Origin of the sequence: Streptomyces sp. Rer75, from assembly GCF_013414305.1 — a bacterium.
In the GTDB taxonomy this organism is placed as follows: domain Bacteria; phylum Actinomycetota; class Actinomycetes; order Streptomycetales; family Streptomycetaceae; genus Streptomyces; species Streptomyces himastatinicus.
The window spans coordinates 5,774,382-5,801,065 of record NZ_CP058693.1; the positions used below are offsets into that span (position 1 = coordinate 5,774,382).

General features: G+C 69.0%; 42 protein-coding genes. 37 read left to right on the top strand and 5 right to left on the bottom strand.

Annotation, left to right across the window (positions count from 1 at the left end; translation table 11 throughout):
* Window positions 1–130: 130 nt before the first annotated feature.
* From HYQ63_RS24780 to HYQ63_RS24795, 4 genes are all read right to left on the bottom strand, one after another.
* Window positions 131–1,033 carry a DUF3152 domain-containing protein gene (locus HYQ63_RS24780; protein ID WP_179935988.1) on the bottom strand — a complete coding sequence of 301 codons (903 nt, stop codon included), beginning with the start codon at window positions 1,031–1,033 and terminating at the stop codon, window positions 131–133.
* Between the two features lie 52 nt (window positions 1,034–1,085).
* The gene (locus HYQ63_RS24785) at window positions 1,086–2,003 is read right to left on the bottom strand and encodes a hypothetical protein (protein ID WP_179935990.1); all 918 of its coding nucleotides are present in this window, start codon (window positions 2,001–2,003) and stop codon (window positions 1,086–1,088) included.
* A gap of 10 nt (window positions 2,004–2,013) precedes the next feature.
* Complete coding sequence (locus HYQ63_RS24790; protein WP_179935992.1) at window positions 2,014–2,574, bottom strand: SigE family RNA polymerase sigma factor; 561 nt, start codon at window positions 2,572–2,574, stop codon at window positions 2,014–2,016.
* 128 nt (window positions 2,575–2,702) lie between these two features.
* Window positions 2,703–3,689 carry a GNAT family N-acetyltransferase gene (locus HYQ63_RS24795; protein ID WP_179935994.1) on the bottom strand — a complete coding sequence of 329 codons (987 nt, stop codon included), beginning with the start codon at window positions 3,687–3,689 and terminating at the stop codon, window positions 2,703–2,705.
* A 459-nt stretch (window positions 3,690–4,148) separates the two neighbouring features.
* Here HYQ63_RS24795 and rpsJ point away from each other — a divergent pair, with 459 nt between their 5' ends.
* The 37 genes from rpsJ (at window position 4,149) to HYQ63_RS24980 (ending at window position 26,009) form a co-directional block, all read left to right on the top strand.
* Window positions 4,149–4,457: a 30S ribosomal protein S10 gene (rpsJ, locus tag HYQ63_RS24800; RefSeq protein ID WP_003948644.1), complete on the top strand. Its 309-nt coding sequence runs from the start codon at window positions 4,149–4,151 to the stop codon at window positions 4,455–4,457.
* Window positions 4,458–4,470: 13 nt separating this feature from the next.
* Window positions 4,471–5,115 carry a 50S ribosomal protein L3 gene (rplC, locus tag HYQ63_RS24805; protein ID WP_179935996.1) on the top strand — a complete coding sequence of 215 codons (645 nt, stop codon included), beginning with the start codon at window positions 4,471–4,473 and terminating at the stop codon, window positions 5,113–5,115.
* A gap of 8 nt (window positions 5,116–5,123) precedes the next feature.
* Window positions 5,124–5,777 carry a 50S ribosomal protein L4 gene (gene rplD / locus HYQ63_RS24810; protein WP_179935998.1) on the top strand — a complete coding sequence of 218 codons (654 nt, stop codon included), beginning with the start codon at window positions 5,124–5,126 and terminating at the stop codon, window positions 5,775–5,777.
* The gene (rplW, locus tag HYQ63_RS24815; RefSeq protein WP_009715880.1) at window positions 5,777–6,103 is read left to right on the top strand and encodes a 50S ribosomal protein L23; all 327 of its coding nucleotides are present in this window, start codon (window positions 5,777–5,779) and stop codon (window positions 6,101–6,103) included. Before rplD ends, rplW begins: the two co-directional genes overlap by 1 nt.
* Window positions 6,104–6,150: 47 nt before the next feature.
* Window positions 6,151–6,987: a 50S ribosomal protein L2 gene (gene rplB / locus HYQ63_RS24820; RefSeq protein ID WP_009715879.1), complete on the top strand. Its 837-nt coding sequence runs from the start codon at window positions 6,151–6,153 to the stop codon at window positions 6,985–6,987.
* Between the two features lie 12 nt (window positions 6,988–6,999).
* Window positions 7,000–7,281: a 30S ribosomal protein S19 gene (gene rpsS / locus HYQ63_RS24825; protein ID WP_030016988.1), complete on the top strand. Its 282-nt coding sequence runs from the start codon at window positions 7,000–7,002 to the stop codon at window positions 7,279–7,281.
* A 40-nt stretch (window positions 7,282–7,321) separates the two neighbouring features.
* Complete coding sequence (gene rplV / locus HYQ63_RS24830; protein WP_044571671.1) at window positions 7,322–7,669, top strand: 50S ribosomal protein L22; 348 nt, start codon at window positions 7,322–7,324, stop codon at window positions 7,667–7,669.
* Window positions 7,669–8,493, top strand: a complete 825-nt coding sequence (gene rpsC / locus HYQ63_RS24835) for a 30S ribosomal protein S3 (RefSeq protein ID WP_055556093.1) — start codon at window positions 7,669–7,671, stop codon at window positions 8,491–8,493. Before rplV ends, rpsC begins: the two co-directional genes overlap by 1 nt.
* A 5-nt stretch (window positions 8,494–8,498) precedes the next feature.
* A complete protein-coding gene (rplP, locus tag HYQ63_RS24840) occupies window positions 8,499–8,918 on the top strand; it encodes a 50S ribosomal protein L16 (protein WP_009715875.1) in 420 nt (139 codons plus the stop codon).
* Entirely contained in the window at window positions 8,918–9,142 is a 225-nt protein-coding gene (gene rpmC / locus HYQ63_RS24845; RefSeq protein ID WP_009715874.1) for a 50S ribosomal protein L29, read from the top strand. Before rplP ends, rpmC begins: the two co-directional genes overlap by 1 nt.
* On the top strand, window positions 9,142–9,429 hold the full coding sequence (rpsQ, locus tag HYQ63_RS24850) for a 30S ribosomal protein S17 (protein ID WP_055556095.1): 288 nt from the start codon (window positions 9,142–9,144) through the stop codon (window positions 9,427–9,429). Before rpmC ends, rpsQ begins: the two co-directional genes overlap by 1 nt.
* Window positions 9,430–9,537: 108 nt before the next feature.
* Window positions 9,538–9,906: a 50S ribosomal protein L14 gene (gene rplN / locus HYQ63_RS24855; protein ID WP_003992364.1), complete on the top strand. Its 369-nt coding sequence runs from the start codon at window positions 9,538–9,540 to the stop codon at window positions 9,904–9,906.
* Between the two features lie 3 nt (window positions 9,907–9,909).
* Complete coding sequence (rplX, locus tag HYQ63_RS24860) at window positions 9,910–10,233, top strand: 50S ribosomal protein L24 (protein WP_179936000.1); 324 nt, start codon at window positions 9,910–9,912, stop codon at window positions 10,231–10,233.
* Window positions 10,233–10,793 (top strand): 50S ribosomal protein L5, encoded by a 561-nt coding sequence (gene rplE / locus HYQ63_RS24865; RefSeq protein ID WP_009715871.1) that lies wholly within the window; start codon window positions 10,233–10,235, stop codon window positions 10,791–10,793. The genes rplX and rplE overlap by 1 nt, the downstream gene beginning before the upstream one ends.
* A 3-nt stretch (window positions 10,794–10,796) precedes the next feature.
* Window positions 10,797–10,982: a type Z 30S ribosomal protein S14 gene (locus tag HYQ63_RS24870; RefSeq protein WP_003948630.1), complete on the top strand. Its 186-nt coding sequence runs from the start codon at window positions 10,797–10,799 to the stop codon at window positions 10,980–10,982.
* A gap of 207 nt (window positions 10,983–11,189) precedes the next feature.
* On the top strand, window positions 11,190–11,588 hold the full coding sequence (gene rpsH, locus HYQ63_RS24875; RefSeq protein ID WP_055556099.1) for a 30S ribosomal protein S8: 399 nt from the start codon (window positions 11,190–11,192) through the stop codon (window positions 11,586–11,588).
* A gap of 20 nt (window positions 11,589–11,608) precedes the next feature.
* Window positions 11,609–12,148 carry a 50S ribosomal protein L6 gene (gene rplF, locus HYQ63_RS24880; protein WP_179936002.1) on the top strand — a complete coding sequence of 180 codons (540 nt, stop codon included), beginning with the start codon at window positions 11,609–11,611 and terminating at the stop codon, window positions 12,146–12,148.
* A 3-nt stretch (window positions 12,149–12,151) separates the two neighbouring features.
* On the top strand, window positions 12,152–12,535 hold the full coding sequence (rplR, locus tag HYQ63_RS24885; protein ID WP_009715868.1) for a 50S ribosomal protein L18: 384 nt from the start codon (window positions 12,152–12,154) through the stop codon (window positions 12,533–12,535).
* A gap of 43 nt (window positions 12,536–12,578) precedes the next feature.
* Entirely contained in the window at window positions 12,579–13,184 is a 606-nt protein-coding gene (gene rpsE / locus HYQ63_RS24890) for a 30S ribosomal protein S5 (protein WP_020869250.1), read from the top strand.
* 2 nt (window positions 13,185–13,186) lie between these two features.
* Entirely contained in the window at window positions 13,187–13,369 is a 183-nt protein-coding gene (rpmD, locus tag HYQ63_RS24895; RefSeq protein WP_009715866.1) for a 50S ribosomal protein L30, read from the top strand.
* A gap of 1 nt (window position 13,370) precedes the next feature.
* The gene (gene rplO / locus HYQ63_RS24900; protein WP_059148967.1) at window positions 13,371–13,826 is read left to right on the top strand and encodes a 50S ribosomal protein L15; all 456 of its coding nucleotides are present in this window, start codon (window positions 13,371–13,373) and stop codon (window positions 13,824–13,826) included.
* Between the two features lie 205 nt (window positions 13,827–14,031).
* Window positions 14,032–15,345, top strand: a complete 1,314-nt coding sequence (gene secY / locus HYQ63_RS24905) for a preprotein translocase subunit SecY (protein ID WP_179940470.1) — start codon at window positions 14,032–14,034, stop codon at window positions 15,343–15,345.
* The gene (locus HYQ63_RS24910) at window positions 15,345–16,001 is read left to right on the top strand and encodes an adenylate kinase (RefSeq protein ID WP_179936004.1); all 657 of its coding nucleotides are present in this window, start codon (window positions 15,345–15,347) and stop codon (window positions 15,999–16,001) included. The genes secY and HYQ63_RS24910 overlap by 1 nt, the downstream gene beginning before the upstream one ends.
* 121 nt (window positions 16,002–16,122) lie before the next feature.
* Window positions 16,123–16,959 carry a type I methionyl aminopeptidase gene (map, locus tag HYQ63_RS24915; RefSeq protein ID WP_179936006.1) on the top strand — a complete coding sequence of 279 codons (837 nt, stop codon included), beginning with the start codon at window positions 16,123–16,125 and terminating at the stop codon, window positions 16,957–16,959.
* Window positions 16,960–17,124: 165 nt separating this feature from the next.
* On the top strand, window positions 17,125–17,346 hold the full coding sequence (infA, locus tag HYQ63_RS24920) for a translation initiation factor IF-1 (protein ID WP_003956442.1): 222 nt from the start codon (window positions 17,125–17,127) through the stop codon (window positions 17,344–17,346).
* Between the two features lie 27 nt (window positions 17,347–17,373).
* Complete coding sequence (gene rpmJ, locus HYQ63_RS24925; protein WP_003956441.1) at window positions 17,374–17,487, top strand: 50S ribosomal protein L36; 114 nt, start codon at window positions 17,374–17,376, stop codon at window positions 17,485–17,487.
* 198 nt (window positions 17,488–17,685) lie between these two features.
* Window positions 17,686–18,066, top strand: a complete 381-nt coding sequence (gene rpsM / locus HYQ63_RS24930) for a 30S ribosomal protein S13 (protein ID WP_009715861.1) — start codon at window positions 17,686–17,688, stop codon at window positions 18,064–18,066.
* A gap of 66 nt (window positions 18,067–18,132) precedes the next feature.
* Window positions 18,133–18,537, top strand: coding sequence for a 30S ribosomal protein S11 (gene rpsK / locus HYQ63_RS24935; protein ID WP_009715860.1), 405 nt, complete (start codon window positions 18,133–18,135; stop codon window positions 18,535–18,537).
* 30 nt (window positions 18,538–18,567) lie between these two features.
* Entirely contained in the window at window positions 18,568–19,194 is a 627-nt protein-coding gene (rpsD, locus tag HYQ63_RS24940; RefSeq protein ID WP_179936012.1) for a 30S ribosomal protein S4, read from the top strand.
* Window positions 19,195–19,300: 106 nt separating this feature from the next.
* On the top strand, window positions 19,301–20,323 hold the full coding sequence (locus HYQ63_RS24945) for a DNA-directed RNA polymerase subunit alpha (protein ID WP_009715858.1): 1,023 nt from the start codon (window positions 19,301–19,303) through the stop codon (window positions 20,321–20,323).
* 79 nt (window positions 20,324–20,402) lie between these two features.
* Complete coding sequence (gene rplQ / locus HYQ63_RS24950; protein ID WP_009715857.1) at window positions 20,403–20,915, top strand: 50S ribosomal protein L17; 513 nt, start codon at window positions 20,403–20,405, stop codon at window positions 20,913–20,915.
* Between the two features lie 89 nt (window positions 20,916–21,004).
* Window positions 21,005–21,856, top strand: coding sequence for a tRNA pseudouridine(38-40) synthase TruA (gene truA / locus HYQ63_RS24955; RefSeq protein ID WP_179936014.1), 852 nt, complete (start codon window positions 21,005–21,007; stop codon window positions 21,854–21,856).
* 132 nt (window positions 21,857–21,988) lie between these two features.
* Window positions 21,989–22,867 carry an STAS domain-containing protein gene (locus HYQ63_RS24960; RefSeq protein ID WP_179936016.1) on the top strand — a complete coding sequence of 293 codons (879 nt, stop codon included), beginning with the start codon at window positions 21,989–21,991 and terminating at the stop codon, window positions 22,865–22,867.
* Window positions 22,864–23,274 (top strand): STAS domain-containing protein, encoded by a 411-nt coding sequence (locus tag HYQ63_RS24965; RefSeq protein ID WP_179936017.1) that lies wholly within the window; start codon window positions 22,864–22,866, stop codon window positions 23,272–23,274. The genes HYQ63_RS24960 and HYQ63_RS24965 overlap by 4 nt, the downstream gene beginning before the upstream one ends.
* Complete coding sequence (locus HYQ63_RS24970; RefSeq protein ID WP_373689138.1) at window positions 23,258–23,743, top strand: ATP-binding protein; 486 nt, start codon at window positions 23,258–23,260, stop codon at window positions 23,741–23,743. The genes HYQ63_RS24965 and HYQ63_RS24970 overlap by 17 nt, the downstream gene beginning before the upstream one ends.
* A complete protein-coding gene (locus HYQ63_RS24975; protein ID WP_257232079.1) occupies window positions 23,740–24,765 on the top strand; it encodes a SpoIIE family protein phosphatase in 1,026 nt (341 codons plus the stop codon). The genes HYQ63_RS24970 and HYQ63_RS24975 overlap by 4 nt, the downstream gene beginning before the upstream one ends.
* Window positions 24,762–26,009 carry a PP2C family protein-serine/threonine phosphatase gene (locus tag HYQ63_RS24980; protein ID WP_179936023.1) on the top strand — a complete coding sequence of 416 codons (1,248 nt, stop codon included), beginning with the start codon at window positions 24,762–24,764 and terminating at the stop codon, window positions 26,007–26,009. Before HYQ63_RS24975 ends, HYQ63_RS24980 begins: the two co-directional genes overlap by 4 nt.
* A 33-nt stretch (window positions 26,010–26,042) precedes the next feature.
* Here HYQ63_RS24980 and HYQ63_RS24985 read toward each other — a convergent pair whose 3' ends face one another.
* On the bottom strand, window positions 26,043–26,648 hold the full coding sequence (locus HYQ63_RS24985) for a hypothetical protein (RefSeq protein ID WP_179936025.1): 606 nt from the start codon (window positions 26,646–26,648) through the stop codon (window positions 26,043–26,045).
* Between the last annotated feature and the right edge of the window lie 36 nt (window positions 26,649–26,684).

A 26,684-nucleotide genomic window follows, 5' to 3' on the forward strand; every position in this document is an offset into this window, starting at 1 on the left:
ACCCTGTCACTTGTGCAGCGCGTAGTCTCCGGCTGCTTCCACGTGATAGGGGACGGCTGATGATCTTCGAAGGTTGTCCGATAGCCGGGGAGGTCTCGATCACACTTCGGACACGCCGGGCCGGGGCCGGTCAGGCGACCGAAGGGCCGCCGAGGTACTTCCCGGCCTTGGAGTACGGCCAGGCGTTGGCGACGCAGCCCTTCAGCCCGTCTATCTGCTGCATCATCGCCGGGGCGGGCTTTCCGGGGCCGGGGCAGGTCTCATGGCCGCGGCCGATGCGGTGGCCCACCTCGTGGTTGACGATCAGCGCGCGGTATTCGCGGATCGGGCCGTCGAACTCGGGGGAGCCGGTGTTCCAGCGCTTGAGGTTGACCATGACCTGCGTTCCGGCGGCGCAGTTGACCTCGCCGCGGGTCTTGAGCCCCGCCTGCCCGCAGATGTCGTCGACGGTGTCCGGGGTGGCGATCTTCACCTCGAAGTCGTAAGCGCCGCCGGACACCAGCTGGAAGGAGTGCTTCCGGTCCCTGGTCCAGCCGCGCTCGTCCGCGAGGACCGCGGATATCTCGGCCGCGGCCCGCTTCGGGTCGACGCCCGTGCCCTCCTCGACCTGGACCTTGAACCGCCGCACATCGCCGCCGTCGCCGATCACCTTGCCGGAGGACTTCGCGGTGACGAAGGTGCCGGTCCCCGCCGGGGAGGCGGTCCCGGTGGGGGACGTGGGTGCGGTGGGGCGCGCGGGGCCCGCGTCGCGGGAGGACCGGGAGGGCGGCGCCGTCGGCGCGGCGGTGGGGGCGTAGTCGGCCGCGGGGGACCGGGTCGCCGCCGCGGAGTCCGCGGGGGCGGACCGTACGCCGCCGCCGTCGCCGGGTAACACGGCGTAGACGGCCAGCGCGGCTCCGGACGTCACCGCCGCGCCGATCACCAGCGGCACCACCGGCGAGCGGCGCCGACGGCGACGCCGGGAGGAACGGCGGTGTGAGGACCGGGCGGGCGGTGCGGCGGAACGCTCGGCGGACGGCTCGGTGACGGTCATGACGGGGGTGCTCCAGGGGTGGTGAAGGGGGTGGGGGCGTTCGGGTGTCGGCTCAGGAGAAGCGGGCCGAGGAGAGCGCGCCCTTGACGTGCTCGATCAGGGTGGAGTCCGCGGAAGCGAGACAGGCGTACGCGGCGACCGTGCTGTCGGGGTGGTCGGGCAGCGGCTGCCGCAGGCTGAGGAAGGCCGTGCCGCCCAGCTCCCGGCAGACCGGGGTCGGCCGCGACCGCTGCACGGGCAGCTTCCGCTCCGGCCGGTCGTAGGACTCGCGGCGCCACAGCACCAGGGCGCTGTTCTTCGCCAGCCGGGTCACCGGCAGGCACAACTCGGGGCCGTAGAGGGCTTCCTTGAGGGCGTCGCCGCAGGCGCGGTCGCCGGTGCTCGGGGGAACGACGGCCGACGCCGTGCCCTGCGGCGTGGCGGACAGCGTGCTCCGCGGCGTGGCGGGCAGCGTGCCCGCCGCCGTGCTCGACGCCTCGTGCGCCGCCGGGCCCGCCAGGACGTACGTCTCGCTCGCCGGACCGTCCGTGCCGTCTGCGCCGTCCGTGGCGTCTGCGCCGTCTGCGCCGTCTGCGCGATACGGCTTCTGCACCCGCCAGTCGTCGGGCACGGACACCCGCAGGTCCATGCCGCCCGCCACGTCCGGCAGCTTCAGCACCTTCCGGGGCGTCGCGGTCCGGTCCGGGGTGGTGGGCGTGGTGGCCGGGGTGGTGCCGGGGTCCGCGGACCGGCCGTCGCGCAGACCGGTGGCGAGGGACACCGCCCCCGCGATCAGCGCGACCACCATCGGGGCGGCCACGACGGCGGTGCGCCGCCTGCGGGCCCGCACCACCCGGTGCCTTACCCGCTCCATGCGGTCCTCCGGCGCCGTCAGCGGCGGGGTGTCGGTGTCCGCGAGCCGCCGCAGCCCGGCCGCGGTGCGGGCCAGCTCCTCGGTGCCGTATCCCCCGGGGTCCTTCTTCGTCACCACGGTCCTCACCTCACTTCGGCGCGGCGCGGCCGCGGACCGGCTCCGGGGCGGGCACGAGACCGGCGTCGAGCCCGGGTAATCGGGTGCGCAGCGTGTTCAGGGCCTTCGACGCCTGGCTCTTGACCGTGCCGCTGGAGCAGCCCAGCACCGCCGCGGTCTGCTCCACGCTCAGGTCCTCCAGGTAGCGCAGGACGACGACCTCGCGCTGGCGCCGGGGCAGCAGCCGCAGCAGCCCGATGATCGTCCGTCCCTGGTCGACCTCGCCGACCTGGGGATACGCACCGGCCGGGCCACCACGGGAGGACGGTTCGGGCACCTGGGAGTGCGGCACCTCGCGCCGCCAGTGCCGCCGCCACCAGGACGCGTGCAGATGGACCAGGGTGCGGCGGACGTACGCCTCGGGGTTCTCCTCCGCGATACGTCCCCACTTCGGCCAGACCCGGGCCAGGGCGCTCTGGAGCAGGTCCTCGGCCAGATGCCGGTCCCCGGTCAGGAACCAGGCGGAACGCAGCAGCCGTGGCCCGCAGGCGGCAACGAACTCCTCGAACTCGGTCCAGTCGCCGCCCGCCATGCCGTCCTCGCGTGATTCGAAGCCGATCCTTCGTGTGATCCACGCACGCCGAACGCGTTGGGGGCGGCCTCGGGTTGCCCTTTGTGGGTCACATCACAGGCCGTGAGGGGTTGAGTTGGTCGGCGACCTCAGTGGGCGATCAGTGCTGTGAGCGCCCCGAGCCAGCAGAGCGCGACCAGCACCGGCAGCAGCACCATGATCAATCCGGTGGGCGACACCTTCAGATATCCGGAACGGGGGTCGGTGGCGCGGCGGTTCACTATCCGCTCGCCGCCGAGCCAGGCCATGTACTCCTCCAGCTCGATCACCGCTTCCTTGCGCGCCAGCAGGTACTCACGGCCGTAGCGCAGCATCACGGAGAAGCCCAACGACACCCCGAAGCCGATCACCGAGATGATCCCCGCCAGGACCTTGCCCAGGGCGCCGCCCGCGCCCTCCTTGCCGAGGCTGAAGGCCATGGCCGCCGCGAGGCCCGCGGTGATGTAGAAGAGGTTGTTCAGCTTCTGCCAGTTCAGGTTGTCCTCGTGCTTGTAGAGGTCCACCGCGACCTCGTACTGCACGTGCAGGATCGCCTCGCGCGGTTTGCGCCAGACCCACACCACCCGCGGCAGCCCGTCCGGCGGGGTCAGCCGGGTCAGCTCCTGGAAGCCGAGCTTGTGGTGGAAGTGCGCGGACGCGTCGTTGGGCGGGTCGTTGACCACCGCGGCGATCACGGGGCTTTTGTGCCACTGATCGAGCACGTGGTAGTAGAGCATCGAGGCGATCCCGGACCGCGCCGCTTCGCGGGACACGCAGATCTGCTTGATCACCAGGAAGGCGCCCAGCGTCGTCTTGATCCGGCGGTTCAGCCACTCGTCCGGCTCGACCTGGTCGGAGCTGTACGCCATCAGGAACGCCAGCACCTGCCCGCCCTTGACCGCCACGTAGAAGTGCTCGGCGGTCGCCAGCCGGGAGCGGTAGTCCGTCTCGGTGTACGCCGAGACCAGGAAGCCGCCGTCCGTCGATCCCCGGATGCCGCCCGGCCCGTTCAGGCTCCGTGACTCGGCGAGCCGGGCGATCTGCTCCACGTGCTCCTCGCCCGCCCGCAGGATCTCCACCCGTAACGGCTCGGCCATCCCGATACCCCCCTCTTCTCGGCATGCCGAAGGTACCGTGGCCGCGGTCCGTCATACCACGGGGCGAATGAGGGATTCGCCGATGTGGGTGTGGGGTACGCTCCAGGGCCGATTCGCGGAGGCTGGGCCTCGTATGGCAGACTGTCCGGGTTGCTCGGTTGAGTGCCGATGCTGCGCGCCTCCCGCCGGGAGGACTGGAAGCGAGTCCCGCAGTACTCGTCGTCCCTGATCAGGGGCGGAAGTACGGGAATCTTCCGGGAAGTGTCAGCGGGGCCCCAGCCAGGCGCCCGGTGGGTGACTCTCTCCCCCGACCAGCCCCCTTCACCAGGGATCTCTTCTGCGGAGATGTACGGGAAGGGACGCGACACGCCCGACCGCGTGGGTCGGGAGTGCGGGTGGGAGGGCCGCGAACGCCACCGGGTCCCAGAGCGTTACGAGAGACAGGACTACGAAGTAGCCATGGCGGGACAGAAGATCCGCATCCGGCTCAAGGCCTACGACCACGAGGTCATCGACTCCTCGGCGAAGAAGATCGTCGAGACGGTGACCCGCACTGGTGCGTCGGTCGCGGGCCCGGTGCCGCTGCCCACAGAGAAGAACGTGTACTGCGTCATCAAGTCGCCGCACAAGTACAAGGACTCGCGCGAGCACTTCGAGATGCGTACGCACAAGCGCCTCATCGACATCCTCGACCCCACGCCGAAGACCGTCGACTCGCTCATGCGTCTCGACCTGCCGGCGGGCGTCGACATCGAGATCAAGCTCTGAGGTGACGCGCGAGATGGCTAAGCAGATCAAGGGCGTCCTGGGCGAGAAGCTCGGCATGACGCAGGTCTGGGACGAGAACAACCGTGTCGTCCCGGTCACCGTCGTCAAGGCCGGGCCCTGCGTCGTGACCCAGGTCCGTACCGATGACGCCGACGGCTACAACGCCGTCCAGATCGCCTTCGGCGAGATCGACCCGCGCAAGGTGAACAAGCCCCTCAAGGGCCACTTCGCCAAGGCGGACGTCACCCCGCGCCGCCACCTGGTGGAGCTGCGTACCGCCGACGCCGGTGAGTACACGCTCGGCCAGGAGGTCACCGCCGAGGTGTTCGAGTCCGGTGTGAAGGTCGACGTGACCGGCACCAGCAAGGGCAAGGGCACCGCCGGTGTCATGAAGCGCCACGGCTTCGGCGGCCTCGGCGCCGGCCACGGCACCCAGCGCAAGCACCGCTCGCCTGGCTCCATCGGTGGCTGCGCCACCCCGGGCCGCGTGTTCAAGGGCCTGCGCATGGCCGGCCGCATGGGCAACGAGCGGGTCACCACCCAGAACCTGACCGTCCACGCCGTTGACGCGGAGAAGGGTCTGCTCCTGATCAAGGGAGCGGTTCCTGGTCCGAACGGCGGCCTCGTCCTGGTCCGTACCGCGGCCAAGGGGGCCTGAGGTAACCGATGAGCACCATTGACATCCTTTCGCCGGCAGGCGACAAGGCCGGGACCGTCGAGCTCCCCTCGGAGATCTTCGACGTGCAGGTCAGCGTTCCGCTGATCCACCAGGTCGTCGTCGCACAGCTGGCCGCTGCCCGCCAGGGCACGCACAAGACCAAGACCCGTGGCGAGGTCCGCGGCGGTGGCAAGAAGCCGTACCGCCAGAAGGGCACCGGTCGCGCCCGTCAGGGTTCGACCCGCGCGCCGCAGTTCGCCGGCGGTGGCACCGTGCACGGTCCCGTGCCGCGTGACTACAGCCAGCGGACCCCGAAGAAGATGAAGGCCGCCGCGCTCCGCGGGGCCCTCTCCGACCGGGCGCGCCACAGCCGCGTTCACGTCGTGACCGGCGTGGTCGAGGGCGACATCTCCACCAAGGCCGCGAAGGCCCTGCTGGGCAAGATCAGCGAGCGCAAGCACGTGCTGCTGGTCGCCGAGCGGAGCGACGAGGCCGCGTGGCTGTCCGCCCGCAACCTGCCCCAGGTGCACATCCTGGAGCCGGGCCAGCTGAACACGTACGACGTGCTCGTCTCCGACGACGTGGTCTTCACCAAGGCCGCCTTCGAGTCCTTCGTGGCTGGTCCCAAGGCCGCTGAGAAGACTGAAGGGAGCGCCGCCTGATGAGTGAGGCGACCGCTGTCACCAGCAAGACCTTCACGGACCCCCGCGACGTTCTCGTCAAGCCGGTGGTCTCGGAGAAGAGCTACGCGCTGCTGGACGAGAACAAGTACACGTTCATCGTCGACCCGCGCGCGAACAAGACCCAGATCAAGCAGGCCGTCGAGGCGGTCTTCTCGGTCAAGGTCACCGGGGTCAACACGATCAACCGGCAGGGCAAGCGCAAGCGCACCCGCACCGGTTACGGCAAGCGCAAGGACACCAAGCGCGCCATCGTGACCCTTGCCGAGGGCGACCGTATCGACATCTTCGGCGGCCCGACCTCCTGACGGAGGCCGGAACGTCCAGAAGTCCGGAATATTCCGAGGACTGAGAAATGGGTATCCGCAAGTACAAGCCGACGACCCCGGGGCGTCGTGGCTCCAGCGTCGCCGACTTCGTCGAGATCACGCGGTCCACGCCGGAGAAGTCGCTGGTCCGCCCGCTGCACAGCAAGGGTGGTCGTAACAACGCCGGTCGCATCACGGTCCGCCACCAGGGTGGCGGTCACAAGCGTGCGTACCGCGTGATCGACTTCCGCCGTCATGACAAGGACGGCGTCCCGGCGAAGGTCGCGCACATCGAGTACGACCCGAACCGCACCGCGCGCATCGCGCTGCTCCACTACGTGGACGGCGAGAAGCGCTACATCCTCGCGCCGCGTGGCCTGAAGCAGGGCGACCGGATCGAGAACGGCCCCGGCGCCGACATCAAGCCCGGCAACAACCTGTCGCTGCGCAACATCCCCGTCGGTACGACGCTGCACGCCATCGAGCTGCGGCCCGGCGGCGGCGCGAAGTTCGCCCGCTCCGCGGGTGCCTCGGTGCAGCTGCTGGCGAAGGAGGGCTCCATGGCCCACCTTCGTATGCCGTCCGGTGAGATCCGCCTGGTCGACGTCCGCTGCCGCGCCACCGTCGGCGAGGTCGGCAACGCCGAGCAGTCGAACATCAACTGGGGCAAGGCCGGCCGCATGCGCTGGAAGGGCGTCCGCCCGACCGTTCGTGGTGTGGTCATGAACCCCGTCGACCACCCGCACGGTGGTGGTGAAGGCAAGACTTCCGGTGGTCGCCACCCGGTCTCGCCGTGGGGTCAGAAGGAGGGCCGTACGCGCTCGCCGAAGAAGGCCAGCAACAAGTACATCGTCCGCCGCCGCAAGACGAACAAGAAGCGCTAGGAGCGGGTTTAGATGCCGCGTAGTCTCAAGAAGGGGCCCTTCGTCGACGACCACCTGAGCAAGAAGGTGGACACGCAGAACGAAGCCGGCACCAAGAACGTCATCAAGACCTGGTCCCGCCGCTCGATGATCGTCCCGGCCATGCTCGGCCACACGATCGCGGTGCACGACGGCCGCAAGCACGTCCCGGTGTTCGTCACCGAGTCGATGGTCGGCCACAAGCTCGGCGAGTTCGCGCCGACCCGCACCTTCCGCGGCCACGAGAAGGACGACCGCAAGTCGCGTCGTCGCTGATCGGCGGAAGAGACTCATGACAGACACCGAAGGGACAACCATGGAAGCCAGGGCCCAGGCGCGGTACATCCGCGTCACGCCCATGAAGGCCCGCCGCGTGGTGGACCTCATCCGTGGCATGAACGCCACGGAGGCTCAGGCGGTCCTGCGTTTCGCCCCGCAGGCCGCGAGCGTGCCGGTCGGCAAGGTGCTGGACAGCGCCATCGCCAACGCCGCGCACAACTACGACCACACCGACGCCGACAGCCTCGTCATCTCCGAGGCCTACGTCGACGAGGGCCCGACCCTGAAGCGTTTCCGTCCGCGCGCCCAGGGCCGCGCCTACCGGATCCGCAAGCGGACCAGCCACATCACCGTGGTCGTCAGCAGCAAGGAAGGAACCCGGTAATGGGCCAGAAGGTTAACCCGCACGGGTTCCGGCTCGGCATCACCACCGACTTCAAGTCGCGGTGGTACGCCGACAAGCTGTACAAGGACTACGTCAAGGAAGACGTCGCCATCCGCCGGATGATGACGAAGGGCATGGAGCGCGCCGGTATCTCCAAGGTGGAGATCGAGCGCACCCGTGACCGCGTCCGCGTCGACATCCACACCGCCCGGCCGGGCATCGTCATCGGCCGCCGCGGCGCGGAGGCCGACCGTATCCGCGGCGAGCTGGAGAAGCTCACCGGCAAGCAGGTGCAGCTGAACATCCTCGAGGTCAAGAACCCCGAGGTGGACGCTCAGCTGGTGGCCCAGGCCGTCGCCGAGCAGCTCTCCTCCCGCGTCTCCTTCCGTCGTGCGATGCGCAAGTCGATGCAGAGCTCGATGAAGGCCGGTGCCAAGGGCATCAAGATCCAGTGTGGTGGCCGTCTCGGCGGCGCCGAGATGTCCCGCTCGGAGTTCTACCGCGAGGGCCGCGTGCCCCTGCACACGCTCCGCGCGAACGTCGACTACGGCTTCTTCGAGGCCAAGACCACCTTCGGCCGCATCGGCGTCAAGGTGTGGATCTACAAGGGCGACGTCAAGAACATCGCTGAGGTCCGCGCCGAGAACGCCGCCGCCCGCGCGGGCAACCGCCCGTCGCGCGGCAGCGACCGCCCGCAGCGCCGTGGTGGCGAGCGTGGCGGCCGTGGCCGTAAGCCGCAGCAGCAGAACGCCGCTGCCGAGGCCCCCAAGGCCGAGGCCGCTGCCGCTGCTCCGGCTGCTGAGAGCACCGGAACGGAGGCCTGACCGACATGCTGATCCCTCGCAGGGTCAAGCACCGCAAGCAGCACCACCCCAAGCGGTCCGGCATGGCCAAGGGCGGCACGGAGCTGGCGTTCGGCGAGTACGGCATTCAGGCCGTCACCCCGGCGTACGTCACGAACCGTCAGATCGAGGCCGCTCGTATCGCGATGACCCGCCACATCAAGCGTGGCGGCAAGGTCTGGATCAACATCTACCCGGACCGTCCGCTGACGAAGAAGCCCGCCGAGACCCGCATGGGTTCCGGTAAGGGTTCGCCGGAGTGGTGGGTCGCGAACGTCAAGCCCGGTCGGGTGATGTTCGAGCTGTCCTACCCGAACGAGAAGACTGCGCGTGAGGCGCTCACCCGCGCTGCTCACAAGCTCCCGATGAAGTGCCGGATCGTGCGGCGCGAGGCAGGTGAGTCGTGATGGCGGCCGGTACCAAGGCGTCCGAGCTGCGTGAGCTGAACAACGAGGACCTCGTTGGCAAGCTGCGTGAGGCCAAGGAAGAACTGTTCAACCTCCGCTTCCAGGCGGCGACGGGACAGCTCGAGAACCACGGCCGGCTGAAGGCCGTCCGCAAGGACATCGCCCGGATCTACACCCTGATGCGGGAGCGCGAGCTCGGCATCGAGACGGTGGAGAGCGCCTGATGAGCGAGACGAATGTGACTGAGAACGCAACGCAGAGCCGCGGCTTCCGCAAGACCCGCGAGGGTCTGGTCGTCAGCGACAAGATGGACAAGACCGTCGTCGTCGCCGTCGAGGACCGCGTCAAGCACGCGCTGTACGGCAAGGTCATCCGCCGTACCAACAAGCTCAAGGCGCACGACGAGCAGAACGCCGCGGGTGTCGGCGACCGTGTCCTCCTGATGGAGACCCGGCCGCTGTCCGCGACCAAGCGCTGGCGCGTCGTCGAGATCCTCGAGAAGGCCAAGTAATTCCTGCGGGCATGAGTCCGCAGGACAGTTCCGCCAGGCTTGGCAGGGGCTCGCACCGCATGAGTGCCGAGCCCCTGCCGGGAACCGGCAGACGATCAGGAGATAGACGTGATCCAGCAGGAGTCGCGACTGCGCGTCGCCGACAACACGGGAGCGAAGGAGATCCTTTGCATCCGTGTTCTCGGTGGCTCCGGTCGCCGCTACGCGGGCATTGGTGACGTCATCGTCGCCACCGTGAAGGACGCGATCCCCGGCGGCAACGTGAAGAAGGGTGACGTCATCAAGGCGGTCATCGTGCGCACCGTGAAGGAGCGCCGCCGCCCGGACGGTTCGTACATCCGCTTCGACGAGAACGCGGCCGTCATCCTCAAGAACGATGGCGACCCCCGCGGCACCCGTATCTTCGGCCCGGTGGGCCGTGAGCTGCGCGAGAAGAAGTTCATGAAGATCATCTCGCTCGCGCCGGAGGTGCTGTAACCGATGAAGATCAAGAAGGGCGACCTGGTCCAGGTCATCACCGGTAAGGACAGGGGCAAGCAGGGCAAGGTCATCGCGGCCTTCCCCCGCGAGGACCGCGTCCTGGTCGAGGGTGTCAACCGGGTCAAGAAGCACACCAAGGCCGGACAGACCGCTCGTGGTTCGAAGACCGGCGGCATCGTGACGACCGAGGCCCCGATCCACGTGAGCAATGTTCAGCTCGTGGTGGAGAAGGACGGCAAGAAGGTCGTCACCCGCGTCGGGTTCCGCTTCGACGACGACGGCAACAAGATCCGCGTTGCCAAGCGGACCGGTGAGGACATCTGATGACTGCCACCACCACTGCACCGCGTCTCAAGACGCGCTACCGCGAAGAGATCCAGGGCAAGCTGCAGGAGCAGTTCTCGTACGGGAACGTCATGCAGATCCCGGGCCTCACCAAGGTCGTGGTCAACATGGGTGTGGGCGACGCCGCCCGCGACTCCAAGCTGATCGAGGGCGCCATCCGCGACCTCACCACGATCACCGGCCAGAAGCCGGCCGTCACCAAGGCCCGCAAGTCCATCGCGCAGTTCAAGCTGCGTGAGGGCCAGCCGATCGGCGCCCACGTCACCCTCCGCGGTGACCGCATGTGGGAGTTCCTGGACCGCCTGGTGTCGCTCGCGCTGCCGCGCATCCGCGACTTCCGCGGTCTGTCGCCGAAGCAGTTCGACGGCCGGGGCAACTACACCTTCGGTCTCACGGAGCAGGTCATGTTCCACGAGATCGACCAGGACAAGATCGACCGCGTCCGGGGTATGGACATCACCGTGGTGACCACGGCGACCAACGACGAAGAGGGCCGGGCCCTGCTGCGTCACCTCGGCTTCCCGTTCAAGGAGGCGTGAGCCGTGGCGAAGAAGGCTCTCATTGCGAAGGCCGCCCGCAAGCCGAAGTTCGGCGTGCGCGGCTACACCCGCTGCCAGCGCTGCGGCCGTCCGCACTCCGTGTACCGCAAGTTCGGCCTGTGCCGCGTGTGCCTTCGTGAGATGGCTCACCGTGGCGAGCTGCCGGGCGTGACCAAGAGCTCCTGGTAACCGGCCCGTAAGGGCTGGTAACCGGGCTCTCGGTAAGCAATGGATGGCGAGGCCCGCCCGCTCACTCCCGTAGAGTGGAAGGGTTGGGCGCTCGCCGCCCAGAATTCTTACTACGCCGTAGGTCCCCGCGCCGCACCCGTGCCCCGTTGAGTGGGTGAGAGGGATGGCGCATACAGGAAACCCCGGCGAGAGAGGCCGAAGGCCATCATGACCATGACCGATCCGATCGCAGACATGCTGACGCGTCTGCGAAACGCGAACTCGGCGTACCACGACTCCGTCGTGATGCCGCACAGCAAGATCAAGTCGCACATCGCGGAGATCCTCCAGCAGGAGGGCTACATCACCGGCTGGAAGGTCGAGGACGCCGAGGTCGGCAAGAACCTCACCCTCGAGCTGAAGTTCGGCCCGAACCGTGAGCGCTCGATCGCCGGCATCAAGCGGATTTCGAAGCCGGGCCTGCGGGTCTACGCAAAGTCCACCAACCTGCCGAAGGTGCTCGGCGGCCTGGGCGTGGCGATCATCTCCACGTCGCACGGGCTCCTCACCGACAAGCAGGCCGGCAAGAAGGGCGTGGGTGGGGAAGTCCTCGCCTACGTCTGGTAACCAGGGAACGGAGGAAGCACATGTCGCGCATTGGCAAGCTGCCCATCCAGGTTCCCGCTGGTGTGGACGTCACCATCGATGGCCGCACGGTCGCCGTGAAGGGCCCCAAGGGCTCTCTCTCGCACACCGTCGCCGCGCCGATCGATGTCGCCAAGGGTGAGGACAACCAGCTGGTTGTCACCCGCCCGAACGACGAGCGTCAGAACAAGGCCCTGCACGGCCTGTCCCGCACGCTGGTGGCGAACATGATCACCGGCGTGACCCAGGGCTACAGCAAGGCGCTCGAGATCAGCGGTGTCGGTTACCGCGTCCAGGCGAAGGGCTCCAACCTGGAGTTCTCGCTGGGCTACAGCCACCCGATCCTGGTGGAGGCCCCGGAGGGCATCTCCTTCAAGGTGGAGTCCCCGACCAAGCTGAGCGTCGAGGGTATCGACAAGCAGAAGGTCGGCGAGGTCGCCGCGAACATCCGCAAGCTGCGCCGCCCGGACCCGTACAAGGCCAAGGGCGTCAAGTACGCGGGCGAGGTCATCCGCCGCAAGGTCGGAAAGGCTGGTAAGTAAGCCATGACATACGGTGTGAAGATCGCTAAGGGCGACGCGCGCAAGGCCGCGGCCGTCAAGCGCCGTCACATCCGCGTCCGCAAGCGGGTCTCCGGTACGCCGGAGCGCCCCCGCCTCGTCGTGACGCGGTCCAACCGTCACATGGTGGCCCAGGTCATCGACGACATCGCGGGCCACACGGTGGCCTCGGCGTCGACCCTGGACACCTCCATCCGTGGCGCCGAGGGTGACAAGAGCGCTCAGGCCAAGCAGGTCGGCGCGCTGGTCGCCGAGCGGGCGAAGGCCGCGGGCGTCGAGGCGGTCGTGTTCGACCGCGGCGGCAACAGGTACGCCGGGCGGATCGCCGCTCTGGCGGACGCTGCCCGTGAGGCCGGGCTGCAGTTCTAGGCCCCGGTTCCAACGCAAAGCGGAAACGAGAGAGGTAAATCCAATGGCTGGACCCCAGCGCCGCGGTGGCGGCGCCGGTGGCGGCGAGCGGCGGGACCGGAAGGACCGGCGGGACGGCGGCGCAGCTGCCGAGAAGACCGCTTACGTCGAGCGTGTTGTCGCGATCAACCGCGTCGCCAAGGTTGTGAAGGGTGGTCGTCGCTTCAGCTTCACCGCGCTGGTCGTGGTGGGCGACGGTGACGGCACCGTGGGTGTCGGTTACGGCAAGGCCAAGGAGGTGCCGGCCGCGATCGCCAAGGGCGTGGAGGAGGCCAAGAAGCACTTCTTCAAGGTCCCCCGGATCGCCGGCACCATCCCGCACCCGATCCAGGGTGAGGAGGCCGCGGGTGTCGTGCTGCTCAAGCCGGCGTCCCCCGGTACCGGTGTGATCGCCGGTGGCCCGGTGCGCGCCGTTCTGGAGTGCGCGGGCATCCACGACGTGCTGAGCAAGTCGCTCGGCTCGTCGAACCCGATCAACATCGTGCACGCCACGGTGGCCGCTCTGCGGGGCCTTCAGCGCCCCGAGGAGATCGCCGCCCGCCGTGGTCTGCCGCTCGAGGACGTCGCCCCCGCCGCTCTGCTGCGGGCGCGTGCCGGGGTGGGTGTGTGAGCATGGCCCGCCTGAAGATCACGCAGACGAAGTCGTACATCGGCAGCAAGCAGAACCACCGCGACACCCTGCGTTCGCTCGGGCTGAAGAAGCTCGGCGACGTGGTTGTCAAGGAGGACCGCCCCGAGTTCCGCGGCATGGCGACCACCGTGCGGCACCTCGTGACGGTCGAGGAGGTCGACTGACATGGCGGAGAACAACCCGCTGAAGGTCCACAACCTCCGGCCCGCCCCGGGCGCCAAGACCGCCAAGACCCGTGTCGGTCGTGGTGAGGCGTCCAAGGGTAAGACCGCTGGTCGTGGTACCAAGGGCACCAAGGCCCGCTACCAGGTTCCGGAGCGCTTCGAGGGTGGGCAGATGCCCCTCCACATGCGGCTCCCGAAGCTGAAGGGCTTCAAGAACCCCTTCCGCACCGAGTACCAGGTCGTGAACCTGGACAAGCTGGCCGCGCTCTACCCGCAGGGTGGCGAGGTCACGGTGGCCGACCTGGTCGCCAAGGGTGCGGTGCGCAAGAACCAGCTCGTCAAGGTGCTGGGCTCCGGTGAGGTCTCCGTGGCGCTCCAGGTGACGGTCGACGCCGTCTCCGGCTCCGCCAAGGAGAAGATCACCGCCGCCGGTGGCACTGTCACCGAGCTCGTCTGAGCAACGTGCAAAACTGGCCGGGGATGCCCCAGATACGGGGCATCCCCGGTTGGTCGTTCCTAGGGAGGCCAGGTCGCCGGTAAGGTGGCGTGCGCTGTTACCTTCCGTGCGGTACGTCTTCGTACGGGTCCTGGCTGATAAGTATTCGTCGATCCTCAAGACCGTCACCTCTCGCGCAACGAACGCGGGGGGCGCAGGAGGCACCGTGCTCACCGCGTTCGCCCGGGCGTTCAAGACGCCCGACCTGCGCAAGAAGCTGCTGTTCACGCTGGCCATCATCGTCCTGTTCCGGCTCGGGCAACACGTCCCGATCCCGGGCATCGACTACAAGAACGTCCAGACGTGCATGGATCTGGCCAAGGGTCAGCAGGGGCTGTTCGGCCTGGTCAACATGTTCAGTGGTGGCGCACTGCTCCAGATCACCATCTTCGCGCTCGGGATCATGCCGTACATCACGGCGAGCATCATCCTTCAGCTGCTGACCGTGGTGATCCCGCGTCTGGAGGCCCTCAAGAAGGAGGGCCAGACCGGGCAGGCGAAGATCACGCAGTACACCCGTTACCTGACCGTCGCGCTGGCGATCCTCCAGGGCACCGGCCTGGTCGCCACCGCGCGCAGCGGTTCTCTGTTCCAGAGCTGCCCGGTCGGCAGTCAGATCGTCCGGGACGATTCGATCTTCACCACCGCCGTGATGGTCATCACGATGACCGCCGGCACCGCGCTGATCATGTGGCTCGGTGAGCTGGTCACCGACCGCGGCATCGGCAACGGCATGTCGATCCTGATGTTCGTCTCGATCGCCGCCGGTTTCCCCAGCGCCATGTGGAGCATCAAGCAGCAGGGCAAGATCATGAACGGCTGGCTGGAGTTCGGCCTGGTGATCGTCTGCGGTCTCGCCATGGTCGGCCTGGTGGTCTTCGTCGAGCAGGCGCAGCGCCGCATCCCGGTGCAGTACGCCAAGCGGATGATCGGCCGTCGCAGTTACGGCGGCACGTCCACCTACATCCCGATGAAGGTGAACCAGGCGGGTGTGATCCCCGTGATCTTCGCCTCGTCCCTGCTCTACATTCCCGCGCTGATCGTCCAGTTCAGCCAGTCCAAGGCGGGCTGGGCGCAGTGGATCTCGCAGAACCTGGTCAAGGGCGACCACCCGATCTACATCACCGCGTACTTCCTTCTGATCGTCTTCTTCGCGTTCTTCTACGTCGCCATCAGCTTCAACCCCGAAGAAGTTGCCGACAACATGAAGAAGTATGGTGGGTTCATCCCGGGTATTCGGGCTGGTCGTCCCACTGCTGAGTATCTGAGCTACGTGCTGAACCGCATCACGTGGCCCGGTGCGCTCTATCTGGGTCTGATCGCCCTCGTGCCCACGGTGGCGCTCGTGACGCTCAACGCGAATCAGAACTTCCCGTTCGGCGGCACGAGCATCCTCATCATCGTGGGTGTCGGCCTGGAGACCGTGAAGCAGATCGAGAGCCAGCTTCAGCAGCGACACTACGAAGGGTTCCTCCGCTGATGCGAATCGTCCTCGTCGGGCCTCCTGGAGCCGGCAAGGGTACGCAGGCCGCGTACCTGGCCGAGAACCTGTCGATCCCGCACATCTCCACGGGCGACCTCTTCCGCGCGAACATCAGCCAGGGCACACCGCTCGGCAAGCAGGCGCAGGAGTACATGAGGGCCGGGCAGCTGGTACCGGACGAGGTCACCGTCGGCATGGCCGAGGACCGGATGGGCCAGCCGGACGCCGCGGGCGGCTTCCTGCTCGACGGCTTCCCGCGCAACCTGGCCCAGGCCGAGGCGCTGGACGCCTTCCTGCGGGCCAACGACCTGTCGCTGGACGCGGTGCTGGACCTGGAGGTCCCGGAGGACGAGGTGGTCAAGCGCATCGCCGGCCGCCGCACCTGCCGCAACGACAGCGCGCACACCTTCCACGTCGAGTACAAGAAGCCCGAGACCGAGGGCGTGTGCGACGTGTGCGGCGGCGAGCTGTACCAGCGCGAGGACGACAGCGAGGAAACCGTCCGCAAGCGCCTCGAGGTCTACCACCGCGAGACCGAGCCGATCATCGACTACTACAAGGCCAAGGGCCAGGTCGTGACGATCCCGGCGCTCGGCAAGGTGTCCGAGGTGACGCAGCGCGCGATGGGCGCTCTGGCCGCCAAGGCGGCCTGAAGGCCGCGAGGACCAGAACAGTACGGCCGCGGCGCCCCGCAGGGCACCGCGGCCGTACTGTTGAGCAGATACGTCACGGCACGACGACCGCAGCACCAGAGACTGACCCGGAAGGCGCCCCATGGTGGAGATCAAGACAGCCGAGCAGATCGCGAAGATGCGCGAGGCGGGGCTGGTCGTCGCCGCCATCCACGAGGCGACGCGCGCGGCCGCGGTGCCCGGTGCCTCCACCAAGGACCTGGACGACGTCGCCCGCAAGGTGATCGCCGACCACGGCGCCAAGTCGAACTTCCTGGGCTACGGCGGGTTCCCCGCGACCATCTGCACCTCGGTGAACGACATCGTGGTGCACGGCATCCCGGACCGGGAGACCGTGCTGAAGGACGGCGACCTCCTCTCCATCGACGCGGGCGCGATCATCGACGGCTGGCACGGGGACGCCGCCTTCACCGTCTTCGTCGGCGAGGGCCACGCCCCGGAGCTGCACGAGCTGAGCCGGGTCACCGAGGAGTCGATGTGGGCCGGGATCGCCGCGGTCCGCAAGGGCAACCGGCTGATCGACATCTCCAAGGCGATCGAGGGCTACATCCGGCGCCAGCCGCGTCCGGCCTCCGGCAAGTACGGGATCATCGAGGACTACGGCGGCCACGGCATCGGCAGCCAGATGCACATGGACCCGCACCTGCTGAACTACGTCTCCCGCAAGCGCGGCAAGGGCCCGAAGCTGGTGCCCGGCTTCTGCATCGCGATCGAGCCGATGGTGAGCCTCGGCACCGCGAAGACGCACGTCCTCGCCGACGACTGGACCGTCAAGACGGACGACGGCACCTGGTCCAGCCACTGGGAGCACTCGGTCGCGCTGACCGAGGAGGGCCCGCTGGTGCTGACGGCTGTGGACGGCGGCAAGGCGAAGCTGGCCGAGCTGGGCGTGGAGACCGCGCCGGACCCGCTGGCCTGATTCCGTCGCCCTCCGTGATCTTCTTTGGCATAAACACCGCGGAATCCGGGCATGCTGCCCCGGATTCGTGTTTCGGGATGCCCTGACGTAGACTGACACGTCGGCTCACGCATGCCCTCCCGCATGTCGCGAGCCGATCAAGGTAGCCGATCCCGAAAGCAGGACATGGCCAAGAAGCAAGGCGCCATCGAAATCGAGGGCACCGTGATCGAGTCTCTGCCGAACGCGATGTTCAAGGTGGAGCTCCAGAACGGTCACAAGGTCCTCGCGCACATCAGCGGCAAGATGCGCATGCACTACATCCGCATCCTGCCCGATGACCGAGTTGTCGTGGAGCTCTCTCCGTACGACCTCACGCGCGGACGGATCGTCTACCGCTACAAGTAGATCTCACGACCCGGAGAACCTCACACCATGAAGGTCAAGCCGAGCGTCAAGAAGATCTGCGACAAGTGCAAGGTGATCCGCCGCCACGGGCGGGTCATGGTCATCTGCGACAACCTGCGCCACAAGCAGCGCCAGGGCTGACGTACGCCGGCCGCAGACCTGCACCTCTCGCAGCAATCTTCGCGCGACGCATAACTATACGTACATACGCAGTCACCCGTTCCCGCCTCGGTTTTCACGCCAGAGGGGACGACACCCCCGGTCGGAGGCCGGGGACCCGGCCGCCCGGCCGGGAGTGGTGCTGCGGAAGACCTCCGACAACCATCTGGAGCCAGATTCATGGCACGCCTTGCAGGCGTTGATCTCCCGCGCGAAAAGCGCGTCGAGGTCGCCCTCACCTACGTCTTCGGCATCGGTCGCACCCTTGCCCAGCAGACGCTCGCCAACACCGGTGTGAACCCGGACACCCGCGTTCGCGACCTGGCCGAAGAGGACCTGGTCAAGATCCGCGAGTACGTGGACAACAACATCAAGACCGAGGGTGACCTCCGTCGTGAGATTCAGGCCGACATCCGCCGCAAGGTGGAGATCGGCTGCTACCAGGGCCTGCGTCACCGCCGCGGCCTGCCGGTCCACGGCCAGCGCACCAGCACCAACGCCCGCACCCGCAAGGGCCCGCGTCGCGCGATCGCCGGTAAGAAGAAGCCGGGCAAGAAGTAGTCCGCACCGGACGCTGCCAAGCGGTCCGAGCTGTAGGACCGACCACCTCCACGGGAGAATTCAGGAATGCCTCCGAAGAGCAGGACGGCCGGCGCCAAGAAGGTGCGCCGCAAGGAGAAGAAGAACGTCGCCCACGGGCACGCTCACATCAAGAGCACGTTCAACAACACCATCGTCTCGATCACGGACCCGACCGGGAACGTGATTTCTTGGGCCTCGGCCGGCCACGTCGGCTTCAAGGGCTCGCGCAAGTCCACTCCGTTCGCCGCGCAGATGGCCGCCGAGTCGGCCGCCCGCCGCGCGCAGGAGCACGGCATGCGCAAGGTCGACGTGTTCGTCAAGGGTCCGGGCTCCGGCCGTGAGACCGCGATCCGCTCGCTCCAGGCCACCGGCCTGGAGGTGGGCTCGATCCAGGACGTCACTCCGACTCCGCACAACGGATGCCGCCCGCCCAAGCGCCGGCGCGTCTGACCCGCTGCTGAAGTAGGAGACAACTAGAAAATGGCGCGTTACACCGGGGCCGACTGCAAGCGTTGCCGTCGGGAAAAGCAGAAGCTCTTCCTCAAGGGGAGCAAGTGCGAGAGCGCAAAGTGCCCGATCGAGATCCGTCCTTACCCCCCGGGTGAGCACGGTCGCGGGCGCACCAAGGACAGCGAGTACCTCCTTCAGCTTCGTGAGAAGCAGAAGGCGACCCGCATTTACGGCGTCCTTGAGAAGCAGTTCCGTGGCTACTACGCGGAGGCGAACAAGAAGACCGGCAAGACCGGTGAGAACCTTCTTCGCATCCTCGAGACGCGGCTGGACAACGTGGTCTACCGGGCGGGCTTCGCCAAGTCCCGGGACCACGCCCGCCAGCTGGTGCGTCACGGCCACTTCACCGTGAACGGCGTCAAGACCGACATCCCGTCGGCCCGCGTCGTCGTGAACGACATCATCGAGGTTCGTCCGAAGTCCCGGACCATGACCCCCTTCCAGGTGGCCGTGGCCGAGGCGGGCGAGCGCACCGTGCCGGCGTGGCTCGAGGCCATTCCGTCGCAGCTGCGCATCCTCGTGCACTCGATGCCCGAGCGCCAGGTGATCGACACCCAGGTGCAGGAGCAGCTGATCGTCGAGCTCTACTCCAAGTAGTAGAGGGTGACGATACGGGCGGTACGGCGCCGTTTGGCACGTACCGCCCGTACCATTGAAGGGTTCGGCGTCAAATAGCGGGCGCCGGAGACTGGAGGAAAACCCCATGCTGATCGCTCAGCGTCCCTCGTTGACCGAAGAGGTCGTCGACGAGTTCCGCTCCCGGTTCGTGATCGAGCCGCTGGAGCCGGGCTTCGGCTACACCCTCGGAAACTCCCTGCGTCGTACGCTCCTCTCCTCGATTCCCGGTGCGGCGGTCACGTCCATCCGGATCGACGGGGTCCTGCACGAGTTCACCACCGTGCCGGGCGTCAAGGAGGACGTCACCGACCTGATCCTCAACATCAAGCAGCTGGTCGTCTCCTCGGAGCACGACGAGCCGGTCGTGATGTACCTGCGCAAGCAGGGCCCGGGTCTGGTCACCGCCGCCGACATCGCCCCGCCGGCCGGTGTCGAGGTGCACAACCCGGACCTGGTCCTGGCCACGCTGAACGGCAAGGGCAAGCTGGAGATGGAGCTGACCGTCGAGCGCGGTCGCGGCTATGTCTCCGCCGTCCAGAACAAGCAGGTCGGCCAGGAGATCGGCCGGATCCCGGTCGACTCGATCTACTCGCCGGTGCTCAAGGTCACGTACAAGGTCGAGGCGACCCGTGTCGAGCAGCGCACCGACTTCGACAAGCTGATCGTCGACGTCGAGACCAAGCAGGCCATGCGCCCGCGCGACGCCATGGCGTCGGCCGGTAAGACCCTGGTCGAGCTGTTCGGCCTGGCCCGCGAGCTGAACGTGGACGCCGAGGGCATCGACATGGGCCCGTCCCCGACGGACGCCGCCCTGGCCGCCGATCTGGCGCTGCCGATCGAGGAGCTGGAGCTCACCGTCCGCTCCTACAACTGCCTCAAGCGTGAGGGCATCCACTCCGTGGGCGAGCTGGTGGCCCGCTCCGAGGCGGACCTGCTCGACATCCGCAACTTCGGCGCCAAGTCGATCGACGAGGTCAAGGCGAAGCTGGCCGGTATGGGCCTCGCGCTCAAGGACAGCCCGCCCGGATTCGACCCGACCGCCGCCGCGGACGCCTTCGGCGCGGACGACGACGCGGACGCCGGTTTCGTCGAGACCGAGCAGTACTGATACCTCCGGCGGGCACACGCTCGTCGGTAACTGACACCGGTACCTGATACGGCCGGTGCAGACATCTAGGAGATACACCATGCCGAAGCCCACCAAGGGCGCCCGTCTGGGCGGCAGCGCTGCGCACGAGCGGCTCCTGCTGGCGAACCTCGCCACCGCGCTGTTCGAGCACGGCCGGATCACCACCACCGAGGCGAAGGCCCGCCGCCTGCGCCCGGTCGCGGAGAAGCTGGTCACCAAGGCGAAGAAGGGCGACCTTCACAACCGCCGTCTGGTGCTCCAGACCGTCCGGGACAAGAGCGTCGTGCACACTCTCTTCACCGAGATCGCGCCGCGCTACGAGAACCGGCCGGGTGGCTACACCCGCATCACCAAGATCGGCAACCGTCGTGGCGACAACGCCCCGATGGCGGTCATCGAGCTGGTCGAGGCCCTGACCGTGCAGCAGGAGGCGGTCGGCGAGGCCGAGGCCGCCACCAAGCGCACCGCCAAGGACGCCGCCGGCGACCAGGCCGTCGCGGACCTCAAGAAGGACGAGGCCACCGAGGCCGAGGCCACCGAGGCTCCGGCGGAGGAGTCCAAGGACGCCTGACGTCCGAGGCGTGTCGTACGGGCGGGCCCGCTCCCAGATTCTGGGTGCGGGCCCGTTCCGCGTTGCGAGCAGTTGAGAGGAACGGTTGCGTGAGTGACGAGGCGGCACCCGGTTTCGTACGGGTCCGGCTGGATCTGAGTTACGACGGCAAGGACTTCTCGGGCTGGGCCAAGCAGCGCGAGCGGCGCACCGTCCAGGGCGAGCTGGAGAGCGCCCTGCGCACGGTGACCCGGTCGTCGGAGACCCATGAGCTGACGGTCGCGGGCCGCACCGACGCCGGGGTGCACGCCCGCGGGCAGGTCGCGCACGTCGACCTGCCGGAGGAGCTCTGGGCCGAGCACCGGGACAAGCTGCTGCGCCGGCTGGCGGGGCGGCTGCCGCACGACGTACGGGTCCGGCGGGTGGCGGAGGCGCCGCCCGGTTTCAACGCGCGCTTCTCGGCGATCTGGCGGCGGTACGCCTACCGGGTGGTGGACCACCCGGGCGGGGTCGATCCGCTGCTGCGCGGCCATGTGCTGTGGCACGACTGGCCGCTGGACGTGGACGCCATGAACGCGGCCTCGGCGCCGCTGCTCGGCGAGCACGACTTCGCCGCGTACTGCAAGCGGCGGGACGGCGCCACCACCATCCGCACCCTCCAGAAGCTGAGCTGGGAGCGCGGCGCGGACGGGGTGATCACGGCGACGGTGCGGGCCGACGCCTTCTGCCACAACATGGTCCGCTCGCTGGTCGGCGCGCTGCTGTTCGTCGGCGACGGCCACCGCCCGGTGGACTGGCCGGGGAAGGTGCTGGCGGCGGGGGTGCGGGATTCGGCGGTCCATGTCGTACGCCCCCACGGACTGACCCTCGAAGAGGTCGGCTACCCGGTCGACGAGCTGCTCGCGGCCCGGAACAAGGAGGCCCGCAACAAGCGTTCACTACCGGGCGCGGGATGCTGCTGACCTGCGGCGGGTATGTGATCGCGATCACCGGGTACACGATTTCGCGCATCTGTGTCTGGAGCCGGAGCACAGGAGATCGATAACATTTGCGCCGCAGAGTCCGGGTGGCCGACCGGGAAGGGACCGATCCGCGTGAGCACCAGTGAGGCCGCCGTACGTGAACAGCTGACGAGGGCTCTGCGGGAGCGCGACGAGGAGATCGCCGACCGCTGGGTCGCGCTCCAGCTGGAGCAGGCGCTGCTCGACACCGACATCAGCGAGGCCGAACTCCGCGAGGAGGCCGACGCGTTGATCGACGCGCTGGTCCCGGGGCTGGAGAGCGACGTCCCGGCGGACCGGGTCGTCACCTCCCACCCGGGGCTGCACGAGGCGGTCGTCGGACTGTCCATGCGCCGGGCCCAGGCCGGGGCCACCCCGACCGCCACCTCCCTCGCGGTGCTGGCGCTCAAGGAGGCGCTGCTGAAGGCCGTACAGCGGGAGACCCGGGACGCCGAGGAGCTGTTCGCCACGGCGGTCTTCATCAACCGGCTGCTCGATGTGGCCGGAGCGCTGTCCTTCGAGACGTATGTGGAGGGCCGCGAGGAGATCATCCGGCGGCAGAGCCAGCAGCTCATGGAGCTGTCCACGCCGGTGGTCCGGCTGTGGAAACAGGTGCTGGCGGTGCCACTGATCGGAACGCTGGACACCGCGCGGACCCAGATCGTCATGGAGAACCTGCTCCAGGCGATACAGGACCATGAGGCGCTGGTCGCGATCATCGACATCACGGGCGTCTCGACGGTGGACACCGCCGTCGCCCAGCACCTCATGCAGACCGTCAACGCGGTGCGGCTGATGGGCGCGGACTGTGTGATCAGCGGCATCCGTCCGTCCATCGCCCAGACCATCGCCCAGCTCGGCATCGACCTGTCCACCATCCTCACGCGGGCGACGCTGGCCGATGCGCTGGCCGCCGCGATCAAGCTGATCGACGGGCCCGGCCCGGACGGGGAAGCGGGGGAGAGCCGGTGACCGAACACCGCCCGGTGGGCGTTCCGATTCTGCGGCTGGGCGACGTCCTGGTCACCGGACTGCTCAACGAGCTGGACGACCGGGCCGCCATCGCCTTCACCGAGGAGCTGACGGCCCGCATCTCCGCCGAAGGGGCGCGGGGGGTGCTCATCGACATCTCCCGGCTGGAGATCATCGACTCCTTCGTGGCGCGCACCCTGATGGAGCTGACCACGGTGTCCCGGCTGCTGGGCGCCCGGGTGATCGTGGCGGGCATGCGGCCCCCGGTGGCGATCACCCTGGTGGAGCTGGGGATCGAACTGGTCGGTGTGGAGACCGCACTCAACCCGGAACAGGGCTTGGCCGCGCTGGGGTGGCGGCAGGCCCAGGAACCCCTGGGAGGGTCCCGACGTGGTGCTGCCCCGTGAGTCCACCGTCGCTTCCCGGTCGGGACCGGCGCCCCGCGCGGGCGACGGCGAGGCGGGCGCGCCCGTGACCCGCCAGGTCACCCATCAGGTCCGTACCGAGGAGGATCTGCTGGCGGTGCGGCACGCGGTGCGCGCGGCCACCGTCGAGGTCGGGTTCGGGATCGTCGACCAGACCCGGGTGGTCACGGCGGCCAGCGAGCTGGCCCGTAACGCCTATGTCCACGGCGGGGGCGGCACCCTGACGATCGAGCAGGTGCGCGGCCCCGCCGGGCGCGGGCTGCGGCTGATCGTCAAGGACGACGGACCCGGCATCGCGGACCTCGACACGGCGCTCACCGACGGCTTCACCACCGGCGCGGGGCTCGGCCACGGGCTGGGCGGCGCCCGCCGGCTGATGGACGAGTTCACGGTGCACTCCGGCGCCGGACAGGGCACGGTCGTGGTCGCCACCCGGTGGACGGTCCGGTGATCCGTACGACGGTGACCCCCACCGCCCAGGTACGGATCGACCACCGCAGCGCGGTCCACCTGGCGGCCGAGACGGCTCGGCGCACGGCGCGCGAGTGCGGGCTGCCCGGCGCGCTGCCCGACCAGGCGGCCGTGGTCGCCTCGGAGCTGGCCACCAACCTCGACAAGCACGCCAGCGACGGCACCCTCTACATCCAGCCCGTGCCGCTCGGCGAGGGCGTGGAGATCCTGGCCGCCGACCGCGGCCCCGGCATGGCCGAACTGGAGCGCTGCCTCACCGACGGCTACACCACGGCCGGAACGCTCGGCGTCGGGCTCGGCGCGGTGACCCGGCTCGCCACCCACTTCGTCATCCGCACCGGTACGCAAGCCGGTGCCGAGGTCGGGACCTGGGCCTGCGCCCGGCTCACCCCGCCCGGCGACCGGGACGCCGCGCTCCGGGGCGTGGGCTCGGTGTGCCTGGCCGTCGACGGGGAGGAGGACTGCGGCGACGCCCGCGCCGTCGCCGACACCGGCGGCACCCGCACCGCCGCCGTCCTCGACGGGCTGGGCCACGGCACTCAGGCCGCGGAGGCGGCCGGTCTCGCGCTGCGCACCTTCCACGCCGACCCCGGGCGGCCGCTGGGCGAGCTGCTGACCGGCATGCACCGCGTCCTGCGGCACACCCGCGGGGCCGCGGCCGGTCTGCTGCGCCTCCACGCGGACCACGCCGAGTACTGCGGCATCGGCAACGTCCGGGTGCTGGCCCTGACCCACCAGGGCGTCCAGTCCCGGCTCACCGGACAGCCCGGCGTCGTCGGCTGGTCCATGCCCGCCCCGCACGTCCATCGGTTCCCGCTGCCGCCGGGCGCCACCGCGGTGCTCCACAGCGACGGCATCGACGCCGGATGGGCGCGCGATCCGTCGCCGTTCCTGCTCCGACTCCCGCCACCCCTGTTGTCCGCCGCACTCGTCCATGGCCATCGCCGCACCCGCGACGATGCCACGGTCCTCACGGCCAGGCCCCCACAGAGGCACCCATGACCACCCGGACCATCGGCTGCGACACGACGGACGGGCTCAGCCGGGCCGTGCGCCGCATCGCCCGCGACCACGCCCTGGATCCCGGCGTGCGCGGACGGCTCGTGCTGTCCGTCGCGGCCGTCGCGGAACCGGCCCTGAGCGCGGCCGGACACACCTCGCTGAGCTGGACGTTCCAGTGCGAGGACGACGACCGGTCCGGGCTGCTGACCCTGGCGCTCGGATTAGACGGCCCCGTGGCCCTGCCGTCCGCCGAGGTCGCGGCCGGGCTCCCGCTGCCCGCCGACGCGGTGACGGAACGGGAGGTGGTGTGGCGGCTTTCGGCCGCCCCGGCACCTGACGCCGCGGAGGCCGACGTACCGGGGGCGGCAGCGGACGACGACGCGGCGCTGGTGGAGGAGGAGCTGCGCGCCGTGGTGGCCCGCACCGACGCGCTCACCGCCGAACACCGCCGCCTCAAGGACGAACTCGCCGAGACCAACAGCGGCGTGCTCGCCCTCTACGTGCAGCTCGACGAGCGCGACGCGCAGTTGCGCAAGGCGCACGGCCAGACCCTGCGCGAGCTGGAGGACGCGCTGCGTCCGGCGCCCCTGGAGGTCGAAGGACTCGAACTCGCCGTCCACTACGCGCCCGCGGGCACCGACGCGCCCACCGGCGGCGACCTGTACGACTGGTTCGTGCTGCCCGACGGCACGGTCCACATCACGGTCGTGGACGCGCTCGGCCACGGGGTGACCAGTACCCGCAGCGCGCTCAACGTCACCCACGCGGTGCGCACCCTCGCGCTGGAGGGCCACCACCTCCAGTCGATCGTGGCCCGCACCGACGAGATCCTGCTGCCGTTCGACCGCAGCGTGATGGCCACCGTCCTGCTGGCCCGGATCGACCCGGCCACCGGTGAGCTGTGGGTGGCCAACGGCAGCCATCCGCCCGCGCTGCTGCTGCGCGGCGACGGCACGGCGCGCTATCTGGAGGCGCGCGGGCGCGGGATCGGGTTCCCGATGCCCGGAAGCGACCGGCTGCTGACCGAGAAGATGGCGCCGGGCGATCTCCTGCTGCTCTACACCGACGGGCTCACCGAGAGCCGACGAGACCCCGTGGAGGGCGAGAAGCGTCTGATCGAGGCCGCGTACGAGCATCTGCACGCCCCGATCGAGGAGATCCCCGGCGCCATCGCGGACGATATGCACACCGTGATCCTTCACCCGGACGACACGCTCGCGCTGGCCGTCCGGGTCCGGTCCTGACGGACCTGCCGGAGCTGACGGACCTGACGGTCCCTAGGAGGACCGCAGAACCGCCGGCCGGTGGTGCCGCTGCCGCAGCCGCCTTCGCCGCAGTGCCCGGTCGTGCGGCTGTGCCCGGACCAGCTCCTCGAAGAGGGGGTGGGCGCCGAGCAGCGCCTCCCGCAGCCGGTCCGTGTCGACATGGCCCGCGCGGGCCCGCTCCGCCTCGGTGTGCAGCTGCCGGTAGCCGCCGATCGCCTGGCAGTGCCGGACGGACAGTGCCTCCAGCAGCTGCCCCGGGGACTCGGCCGGATAGCCGCGCTCGGCCGCCAGCGTGGCGAGCAGCCGGTCGGCCTCCCGCGCCGCGAGCGCGGGCGACTCGACGAACCGCTCCTGGAGGCCCGACCAGCGGGCCGCGTACTGCTCCCGGGACTCCGGCGTCAGCGCCCGTATCGACAGTTCGCCGTAGCGCCGCAGCCGCTCGCTGAGCTCCCACTGCGCCGCCTTGGCGTCGCCGCCGTGCCGTGCGACGGCCCGGTCGTACTCGGGGCCGAACCGGCTGATGAGGCCGTCGCGGCTGCTCTGCCGCACGGGCCGCGCGAACACCAGCGCCACCATGGCCACCAGTGCCGCTACCAGGATGATGAGCGTGACTGACATCGGATTGCCTTCCGCAGAGATTTCCTCGCTCGAGGC